The sequence below is a fragment of the Bacillus sp. NTK071 genome (assembly GCF_017303315.1).
Taxonomy (GTDB): domain Bacteria; phylum Bacillota; class Bacilli; order Bacillales; family Guptibacillaceae; genus Guptibacillus.
The window spans coordinates 1-265 of the sequence record NZ_JAFKOI010000087.1 but is presented as its reverse complement, the minus strand read 5'-3'; the positions used below and the strand labels follow the sequence as shown (position 1 = coordinate 265).

At 63.8% G+C, this 265-nt stretch carries 1 protein-coding gene; it reads right to left on the bottom strand.

Translation table 11 applies throughout. From position 1 onward, the window contains the following. A partial coding sequence (locus tag JI666_RS22135) for a hypothetical protein (RefSeq protein ID WP_206895051.1) occupies window positions 1–265 on the bottom strand: 265 nt, incomplete at both ends.

Here is a 265-nt window from a genome sequence, read left to right as displayed (position 1 = left end):
AATAGATGTAGCGATAAAGCTGCGTATCGTCGAAGCCGTAATGGACATCGTGACGCTCGGGCGCGTCGGGATGGGTCCACGTCCCTGCCGGATCGAACAGCACCCGCTGGCTGGGCGCATTGATCATCAGCGCCGCGTGCTCGCCCTGACCGCCATCGTGCTTGATGACGTTGAACAGCACGATCTCGGCCGGGCCGTCATGCTGGTAGCGGGCGGCGATCACATCGGCTTCGGGCGCCCAGACGGTGGGCTTGGTCGTACAGGC